The organism is Elstera cyanobacteriorum, from assembly GCF_002251735.1.
In the GTDB taxonomy this organism is placed as follows: Bacteria; Pseudomonadota; Alphaproteobacteria; order Elsterales; family Elsteraceae; genus Elstera; species Elstera cyanobacteriorum.
Genome location: NZ_NOXS01000018.1, coordinates 1 through 9,270 on the forward strand (window position 1 = coordinate 1; position 9,270 = coordinate 9,270).

At 55.8% G+C, this 9,270-nt stretch carries 7 protein-coding genes; all 7 read left to right on the forward strand.

The window, feature by feature from the left end:
• On the forward strand, positions 1 to 215 hold a 215-nt coding region (locus CHR90_RS00840), incomplete at its 5' end, for a transposase (RefSeq protein ID WP_141210833.1).
• A 612-nt stretch (positions 216 to 827) separates the two neighbouring features.
• Entirely contained in the window at positions 828 to 2,057 is a 1,230-nt protein-coding gene (locus tag CHR90_RS00845) for an ABC transporter substrate-binding protein (RefSeq protein ID WP_094406765.1), read from the forward strand.
• A gap of 134 nt (positions 2,058 to 2,191) precedes the next feature.
• Entirely contained in the window at positions 2,192 to 3,118 is a 927-nt protein-coding gene (locus tag CHR90_RS00850; RefSeq protein WP_094406767.1) for a carbohydrate ABC transporter permease, read from the forward strand.
• The gene (locus tag CHR90_RS00855; RefSeq protein WP_094406769.1) at positions 3,118 to 3,969 is read left to right on the forward strand and encodes a carbohydrate ABC transporter permease; all 852 of its coding nucleotides are present in this window, start codon (positions 3,118 to 3,120) and stop codon (positions 3,967 to 3,969) included. The genes CHR90_RS00850 and CHR90_RS00855 overlap by 1 nt, the downstream gene beginning before the upstream one ends.
• Positions 3,966 to 6,020, forward strand: a complete 2,055-nt coding sequence (locus tag CHR90_RS00860) for an alpha-galactosidase (protein WP_094406771.1) — start codon at positions 3,966 to 3,968, stop codon at positions 6,018 to 6,020. The genes CHR90_RS00855 and CHR90_RS00860 overlap by 4 nt, the downstream gene beginning before the upstream one ends.
• Positions 6,017 to 8,029 (forward strand): beta-galactosidase, encoded by a 2,013-nt coding sequence (locus tag CHR90_RS00865; protein WP_212668577.1) that lies wholly within the window; start codon positions 6,017 to 6,019, stop codon positions 8,027 to 8,029. The genes CHR90_RS00860 and CHR90_RS00865 overlap by 4 nt, the downstream gene beginning before the upstream one ends.
• Positions 8,030 to 9,130, forward strand: coding sequence for an ABC transporter ATP-binding protein (locus CHR90_RS00870; protein ID WP_094406775.1), 1,101 nt, complete (start codon positions 8,030 to 8,032; stop codon positions 9,128 to 9,130).
• The last annotated feature ends 140 nt before the right edge of the window (positions 9,131 to 9,270 follow it).

Sequence of the window (9,270 nt, forward strand, 5' to 3'; positions counted from 1 at the left end):
GCAAACCGATGGCCCGCCACATCGCGAAGGCCAATGCCCGGAAATCGATGATCCGCTCCAAGGTCGAACACGTCTTCGCCGGGCTGAAGGATCGGATGGGCCTATTTGTCCGAACGATCGGTCTCGACCGGGCCACCACCAAGATCGGGCTGGCCAACATCGCCTACAATATGCGTCGGCTCATCTGGCTCGATACCCGAAATGCGCCCGCATGACGGCAAAAGGCCGCCAAAACACAGCATAGCAACCTGAAAATACTCAGAATGCCCGAAAGGCGGGCATGAATGGCCGTCAGTGGCGCTGAGCTTCTCTCGCTACGGCAAAACGCACGGTAATTCGAGGTGACCTTTCGCTGGAGGGCGGGCACCCACCTCGTCATGTCAAGACCGCCTCCGACCGCGTTGGGGGGGCTGTCGTGCGTATCTCGATAGGTCTGTTCGCGGTTGGTATCGCCCAAAAGCTTTAACCGTTTCAAGCGGTGAAAATTGTTCTTTATTCATCATACAATAATCTGNTTTCGCTGGAGGGCGGGCACCCACCTCGTCATGTCAAGACCGCCTCCGACCGCGTTGGGGGGGCTGTCGTGCGTATCTCGATAGGTCTGTTCGCGGTTGGTATCGCCCAAAAGCTTTAACCGTTTCAAGCGGTGAAAATTGTTCTTTATTCATCATACAATAATCTGTTAGCTATAAGACGCCGGTGAGATTGCGGCAAAAAGTCGCAACTCTCGGTGAATCGGATGCTGCATTCGCTGCGAAGAGACCTAGGATCGCCTGTGTCTCCGGCGCTTGAAGCCAATAAGCCGAGATTTTTTTGGGGGGACACCAATGAGTAAGTTTTTGCGTTTCGCCACAACGGCATTCTTCGCGGTTAGCCTCAGCACGACCGCGCTGGCGGGGACTTTGGTGATTAACTCGGATCAATCCGATCCGGCGCCGCGTAAGGGCATGGAAGCCCTGATCGAGAAATTCAAAAAAGAAAACCCCGACATTGACGTTAAGTTGAACGTCTTTGATAAGGAAAGCTATAAAACCTCGATCCGAACCTGGCTTTCTGGTGAGTCGCCGGATGTCGTCTATTGGTATGCTGGCGAACGGATGAAGTTTTTCGTTGATCGCAAGCTTTTTGAAGATGTCAGCGATGTTTGGGCGGCGAACAAAGGCGCCGAGGCCATGCCCTCGACCGTGGGTTCTGTAACGGTGGACGGTAAGCAATATGGCGTCCCCTATACCTATTACAATTGGGGCATCTATTACCGGAAGGATCTGTTTGAAAAAGCCGGTATTCAACAGCCGCCGAAAACTTGGGCCGAATTTCTTGATGCCTGCGCAAAGCTGAAGGCAAGCGGCGTTGCGCCGATCGTTATCGGCTCGAAAGCCCTCTGGCCCACGGCGGGCTGGTTCGACTATCTGAACTTACGCGTCAATGGTATGGACTACCATATGAAGCTGATGGCCGGGCAAGTCCCTTATACGGACAAAGGCGTTAAGGATGTGTTCGACAAATGGGCTGAGCTAATCCGCCCTGGTTACTTCATCGAAAACCACGCTTCATATACCTGGCAGGAGTCACAACCGCTCTTTTACCAGGGAAAGGGAGCGATGTATTTGATCGGTAACTTTATTACACCGGAATTCCCGGCAGATGTTCGCGATAAAATGGACTTCTTCCAATTCCCGAAGATCGCCGATCAACCGATGTATGAGGACGCACCGACGGATACAGTGCATATTCCGGCACGGGCTAAGAATAAGGTTGATGCAAAGAAGTTTTTGGCCTTCTACATGCGTCCGGACGTGCAGACGGAATTAAATTCTGTTCTGCGTCAAATCCCGACCAACAAAGACGCTAAGCCGAGCGATGATCGTTTCTTGCAGGCCGGATATAAGATGTTATCGGCAGCGGCTGGAACGGCGCAGTTTTATGATCGCGATACCGATCCGAGCCTCGCGCAAGAGGGTATGAAAGCATTCCAGGAATTTATGATTATCCCGGATCGCGGCGATGAAATTCTAACGCGCTTGGAAGCCCGTCGGAAGCAGGTCTTTAAGCAGTAAAGCGGATTGGGGACCATTCCCCCAGCAGGTCTCGACTTGTTGGGGGAATGGGTGCTCGAATTGCGTTCGGGGGTATATCTTCCCATTTTTTTGAACGCGCGCTTCTTCGAGACTGTCGAAGAAGTCTTAACCCTATGGACGCGATCATGACATCTCCCGTAAGCCTATCCCGCCCTGCAGTGCAGCGCAGTTTTTGGCGGCGGCACGAAAAAACCCTTGCGCCGGCGATGTTTCTCAGCCCGGCCCTTTTTGCGTTCTTGCTATTTGTCGTCTGGCCAATTCTATCGAGTGTTTGGATCAGTTTTCACGAGTGGGACGGGTTAGGGCCGAAGATCTTTATTGGTTTGGATAATTATCGAGAACTATTTTCTGATGACAAATTTTACGTTGCGCTTGTTAACAACATTAAATGGCTCATTCTTTATCTGCTGGCCCCAGTCGGCGGATTGATCATAGCGCTCTTTCTCAATCAGCAAATGCCGGGGATGCGACTTATCAAGGCGCTATTCTTCTTTCCTTTTGTGATTTCCCAAGTGGTTGTCGGGGTCATTTTCTCATGGTTTTATGATCCGAATTTCGGCTTGCTGAATGTTGTCCTGAACGCCGTCGGCCTACCCAGCATTGCGCCATTGGGCGACGAGCATATGGTGACATATGCGATCATCGTCGCTGGGCTTTGGCCGCAAATTGCTTACTGTATGATTTTGTATTTAACCGGGCTGAATAACGTTAATCCGGAGCTCATCGAAGCCGCTCGAATGGACGGGTGCAAGGGCTTCCCGATGTTTTGGAACATCATCTTGCCGCAACTCAGGCCCGCGACGTTCATTGCGGTTGTCGTTACAGTGATTGGCGCTTTGCGAAGCTTCGATCTTGTTGCCATTATGACAAATGGCGGCCCTTACGATAGTTCGACGGTGCTGGGTTACTTCATGTACGAGCAGGCGATCTTTGCCTATCGCATGGGATATGGTGCGGCGATTGCAACCGTACTCTTCCTGATTATGGATATTTATATCGCGTTCTTCCTCGTCTCTATGCTTCGGAAGGAGGCAGAATAATGTTCCCTGCGCCAATTCATACAAAAGGCCCTTTTGCTGTCATAAGCTATCGGGTCGCAGTTATCATTGCCTTGGTACTATGGTTAATTCCGCTTTTGGCCATAGCGTTGACCTCAGTTCGATCTTTAGAGGATATTAGCAAGGGGAACCTATGGGGATGGCCATCGAAATTTTTACTGATTGAAAACTATAGTGCCGTCTTTACCACGACGCCGATGGCGATTTTCCTGCTCAATTCGATATTAATCACAGTTCCAACAGTGATCGGAGCGATTGCGTTGGCGGCAATGGCTGGGTTTGCTTTGGCCAAATATAAGTTTCGCGGCAACATACTTCTCTTTGCTATGTTTATTGCAGGGAATTTTATTCCATTCCAAATCTTAATGATCCCGGTACGCGACTTGATGATCGGCCTTGGAATGTATGATTCCATTGGCGGTCTAGTTGCCTTTCATATCGCTTTTCAATCTGGTTTTTGTACTCTTTTTATGCGGAATTTCATCAAAGCCCTACCCGATGCGCTGATTGAGGCCGCCCGCATGGAAGGTGTTTCGGAAGTCAATATTTTCTTTCGAATCATTCTACCCCTTGTCCGTCCCGCTTTGGCCGCCCTTGCGGTGCTGATTTTTACCTTTGTCTGGAATGATTATTTTTGGGCCCTGATCCTCGCGCAGACCGATTCGGTGCGACCGGTTACGGCGGGCCTTCAGTCCTTGAAGGGCATGTGGGTTGCCTCGTGGCAGTTGATTTCTGCCGGCTCGATCATCGCGGCCCTCTTGCCAGTCTCGATCTTCTTCATGATGCAGCGGCATTTCATCGCCGGGCTGACGTTGGGGGCAACGAAGGAATGACCCCGGCCATTTCGCTGAGCGTTGGACGGCGTCAGCTTGTTCTGGCGCAGGATGCGGCGCCGTGCTGGTCCTATTTTGGTCCGCTCGTTCCGGATACCGACAGTGTCGTATCGCTCCAGCGTCGCCCGGTTCCAAATGCGTCGCTCGACGTCCCGCCCCCTATTCCCCTCTGTCCAGTCGAGGGCTGGGGGTATTGGGGAACGCCGGGACTCGCGTTTGCCGGGTTGGCGCCGATACAATGGCGCGCGGTACAGTTAACCCAAACCGGCTCCCAGGCGCAGGTTACGCTGACCGCGGCCGGGATCCGATGGGAACAATCGCTCTCGCTTGCCGACAGCGGGGGGCTTACGGTTTCCGCGCGGGTCACGAATGAAGGAGACGCGCCGCTCATCCTGCTGCGCTGCGCCGCCGTCACGGTACCCCTGCCCTCCGACGCCGCCGAGATCCTCACGTTTAGCGGCACTTGGTGCCATGAGTTCCAAACCCCCCGACTTAGCCTGCCCGCCGGTAGCTTCGAACGGGCCTGTCGCCGGGGGCGGCCTGGTCATGATGATTTTCCTGCCCTTGTCTGTGGAACGCCGGGGTTTTCTGATCAGACTGGCTGGATCACGGCGGCGCATCTTGCATGGTCGGGGGATCACGTCCTGCGCATTGATGCCCTGCCCGATGGACAAAGAGTGATGCAACTGGGCGAAGCTTTTGCTGGCGGGGCGCTCACACTCGCCGCTGGCGAAACCTATTGCAGCCCGGATGCGGTTATCTTTATGGCCGACGGGCTTAACGATCTGCGCAGCCAAACCCACGCTCATTTTCGGACCCATATTCTGCCACTTCAAACGCGCCCCCGGCCGGTTCACTTGAATACGTGGGAAGCCTTATATTTTAATCATGATCGGGCTGCCCTGTCGGCCTTGATCGCCGCCGCTGCGGACGTTGGCATCGAGCGCTTTGTTCTGGATGACGGTTGGTTCCGGGGTCGGCGGTCTGACCGGGCGGGACTGGGGGATTGGACGCCGGATCGTCAGGTGTACCCAGAAGGGCTTAACCCCATTGCCGCAGAGATCCAGGCGGCAGGGATGGAAATGGGCCTATGGGTTGAACCCGAGATGGTCAACCCCGACAGCGATCTCTATCGTACTCATCCAGAATGGTGCCTGCATGTCCCCGGCGCGGCCCAACCGACAGCACGCAATCAATTGGTGCTGGATCTCACGCGCCCCGAAGTCATTGAGTATCTGTTCGAGCACTTGGATCGGCTGCTGCGCCAAACAACCATTACCTACTTAAAATGGGATATGAACCGCGATCTCGCCCCGGCCCATAGCGCGGTCAACGGCTGGGTAACATCGGCCCAGACGCGCGCACTTTATGGGATTATCGACAGGCTGCGTGCCGCCCATCCTGGAGTTGAAATCGAAAGCTGTGCCAGCGGGGGGGCACGGGCGGATTGGGCTATTCTGCGCAGGGCAGATCGGGTTTGGACGTCCGATAGCAATGACGCTCATGACCGGGTCGATATCCAGCGCGGCTTCAGTCTGTTCTTCCCGCCTGAGGTGATGGGCAGCCATATTGGGCCTGCCGAGTGTCATACGAGTGGGCGGCGCTTACCATTACGAACCCGGGGCGCTGTCGCGCTTGCCGGTCATTTAGGGGTCGAATGGGATATTCGCGGTCTGACCCCCGACGAGCGAGTAACGCTTACGGCCTTGATTGCCCATTTCAAGGACGACCGGGCGCTGCAGGGCCGGGCCCAGACTCATTTTCTGGAGCTGCCGGAGGTCCGGGCGGTCGGTTGGATGCTGCTAGACCCGCAGACCGGCGTTGCCCGGGTAACAATCACATCCCGTAGCTATAGCCAAGTTCCCCTAAGGGTAAAGCTGCCTAATCTTCCAGCGGGCGTAACCTATCAGCCTAAGGTGCACGCGCCCTTCACGCTGCCGCAAGGGCTTATAGATCAAAAAATATCGGCTGAAGCCCTTCAGAATATCGGCCTTCTTCTCGATCTCCGCGCCCCAGATCAAGCCCTTATCTTCTCACTAGAGCCTCAATGATGACACGCACAGCAATGTTAGGCGTTTGTTACTATCCAGAGCATTGGAACGAGAGCCAATGGGCCGACGACGCCCGCCGTATGGTCGAGCTTGGCATTCGCATTGTCCGCATCGGGGAGTTTGCCTGGACGCGGCTTGAGCCTAATCCGGGTGAGTATCGTTTCGAATGGCTGGATCGGGCGATTGAAACCCTGGGCGGGGCAGGACTTAAAATTGTCCTTGGCACCCCGACAACGACGCCGCCGAAATGGCTGATCGACCAGATGCCCGATATGATTGCTTATGATCGGGATGGCCGCCCGCGCGGGTTTGGGTCTCGGCGGCATTATGATTTCAGCCACGAAGGTTATCGGCGCGAAGTAGCGCGCATTACCGAAGTCTTAGCCAAGCGCTACGGGAAAAACCCCCATATTATGGCTTGGCAACTCGATAACGAGTATGGCTGTCACGATACGATCCGCTCCTACTCGCCTGTTGCACGCCGGGCCTTTCAAGAATGGCTGCGCGCGCGCTATCGCACAATCGCCGCCCTCAATCAGGCTTGGGGGACGGTATTCTGGAGTATGGAACTTCGGGATTTCAATGAAGCCGAATTACCCAACCTAACCGTCACTGAAGCGAACCCAAGCGCGTGGTTAGATTTCTACCGTTTCGCGTCGGATCAGGTGGTAAGTTTCAATAAACTCAAGGCTGACATTCTGCGTCATCACGCGCCGGGGCAGGATTTAAGCCATAATTACATGGGCTTCATTACCGAATTTGATCATTTCAAGGTGGCAGCCGATTTGGATTTCGCCACCTGGGATTCCTACCCGCTCGGCTTTACCGATACCCTGTTGCGCTTGCCGCCGGAAGAGCGCCAGCGCTGGCAGCGAACCGGGCATCCCGATATTGCCGCTTTTCACCATGATCTTTACCGGGCCGTTGGCCGGGGGCGCTGGTGGGTGATGGAGCAGCAGCCCGGCCCGGTGAATTGGGCTTTTCACAATCCCGCGCCGCTGCCCGGGATGGTGCGGCTCTGGACATGGGAAGCGTTCGCCCATGGGGCGGAAGTCGTCACCTATTTCCGCTGGCGTCAGGTTCCGTTCGCCCAGGAGCAAATGCACGCCGGTTTATTACGGCCCGATAGCGAACCCGCGCCGGGCTATGCCGAAGCCGGGGCGGTTGCTGTCGAAGCGGCCGATCTGCCAATGCCGGATACAGAACCTGCCCCTGTCGCGATTCTTTTTGACTATGCCGCGGACTGGTTGCTGACCGCCCATCCGCAAGGGCGGGAATATTCCTTTAAGCATATCGTCTTCGACTGGTATCAGGCCGTAAGGCGTTTGGGTTTGGATGTCGATTTCGTCAGCCCGGATGGGGATCCGAGCGCGTATCGTTTGATCCTGGCTCCTGCCTCACCCTTGGTTTCGGACGCTCTGGCTGCGCGCTTGGCGCAGGCGGTCGCGTCGGGCGCGACGCTGGTGTTGGGGCCGCGTGTTGGCTCCAAGACCGAAAACCTCCATATCCCGAGTAACCTGGCCCCGGGGGCCTTGGCTACTTTAGCGGGTTTCCGGGTTGAGCGCGTTGAATCGCTCGACCCGGCTTTTGCCGAGCCCGTTACATGGCATGGCGAAACCTATCAAACGCGCGGCTGGCGCGAAGCGACGGAGGGCGGCGCGAAAGTCCTTGCCACCTTTAACGATGGTTGGCCCGCTTTACGCGAACAGCGCCATGGCGCGGGGCGTGTCTATAGCTGGCATGGTTTACCGGACGGTGACTTTCTAAGGGCGGTGCTCGCCCCTTGGGCGGAGGCCGTGGGATTAACGCTGCACCCGGTTCCTGAAACCGTGCGCCTGCGCCGTCGGGGATCGCTGACCTTCGCCTTCAATTATGGGTCTGATCCCTGGCATGGCCCCGTCGAAGGGGCATCAGGGGTTCGCTATCGTATCGGCGGCGCACGCGTGTTGCCGCAGCAAATCGCCGCTTGGGAGCGGTCTCCGTCTCATGATCCGATGGGAGTTGAATAAATGGCTGATGTAACGCTCTCCCAGCTCGCCAAAAGCTTCGGTACGGTTGATGTGCTGCATGGCATTGACCTTAGCATTGCCTCACGCGAGTTCGTCGTTTTCGTCGGGCCATCGGGCTGCGGTAAATCTACCCTGCTGCGCATTATCGCTGGGCTTGAAGAGATTTCTTCTGGCGATCTGCTCATTGATGGCGTGCGCGCCAACGATCTGCAGCCGGTCGAGCGTGGTACCTCGATGGTGTTCCAATCCTATGCGCTGTACCCGCACATGACGGTCGCGGAGAATATGACGTTTGGGCTGCGGATGGCAAAAATGCCAAAAGCTGATATTGCGCGGCGCTTGGCTGAAGCCGCCCGTATCTTGCAGCTCGAACCCCTGTTGGACCGGCGTCCGCGCCAGCTTTCGGGCGGCCAGCGTCAGCGGGTCGCGATCGGTCGTTGCATTGTGCGCGATCCGAAGGTTTTTCTGTTCGACGAGCCCCTATCAAACCTTGATACGGCGTTACGCGTCCAAATGCGCATTGAAATTGCCCGCCTACACCGCGAACTCAATGCGACAATGGTTTATGTCACACACGATCAAGTAGAAGCCATGACTTTGGCCGATAAAATCGTGGTGCTACGGGCAGGGCGTATTGAACAAGTCGGCGCCCCGTTAGAATTATATCATGCACCAGCCAATAAATTTGTTGCTGGTTTTATCGGCTCTCCAGCAATGAATTTTATCCCTGTTGTGCTTGCCTCGGTTGGCGAAAACGGGATCACCGTTACTTTGGGAACAAGCGATAATTTGCTGATTCCACGCCTACCGAATGGCCCCTCGGCGCCAACAGGCCGGTTGACCCTCGGGATTCGTCCGGAACACCTAAGCCTCACTCCACAGGGCGGGACCGAGCTTAAGTTGAGTGTTCAGGCCGTAGAACGCCTCGGCAGTCAGACTTTCTTGTATGGCACGCTGGCTGACGGCGCGTGGATTACGGTCGAGGCGCCGGGCGAAACCACCTTCGCCGTCGGCAGCCAGGTTTCTGCATGGATCGATCCCGCCGCCGTTCATTTGTTCGACAGTCACGACCAAGCCCTTCCTCGGATTGCCGTTCCATAGAAAGACGTATTATCTGAAGCGGGAACAGTCCGCCACCATAACCGGGCTGACGCCGCAGGCCACGCCCACGGCCCAATCCCGCGCAATCAAAGGTGGTCACCTCGAATTACCGTGCGTTTTGCCGTAGCGAGAGAAGCTCA

What these genes read in the sequence shown, in the direction of transcription:
- CHR90_RS00845 (WP_094406765.1), top strand. Translation starts at nt 828, where the DNA reads ATGAGTAAGTTTTTGCGTTTCGCCACAACGGCATTCTTCGCGGTTAGC.
- CHR90_RS00850 (WP_094406767.1), top strand. Translation starts at nt 2,192, where the DNA reads ATGGACGCGATCATGACATCTCCCGTAAGCCTATCCCGCCCTGCAGTG.
- CHR90_RS00855 (WP_094406769.1), top strand. Translation starts at nt 3,118, where the DNA reads ATGTTCCCTGCGCCAATTCATACAAAAGGCCCTTTTGCTGTCATAAGC.
- CHR90_RS00860 (WP_094406771.1), top strand. Translation starts at nt 3,966, where the DNA reads ATGACCCCGGCCATTTCGCTGAGCGTTGGACGGCGTCAGCTTGTTCTG.
- CHR90_RS00865 (WP_212668577.1), top strand. Translation starts at nt 6,017, where the DNA reads ATGATGACACGCACAGCAATGTTAGGCGTTTGTTACTATCCAGAGCAT.
- CHR90_RS00870 (WP_094406775.1), top strand. Translation starts at nt 8,030, where the DNA reads ATGGCTGATGTAACGCTCTCCCAGCTCGCCAAAAGCTTCGGTACGGTT.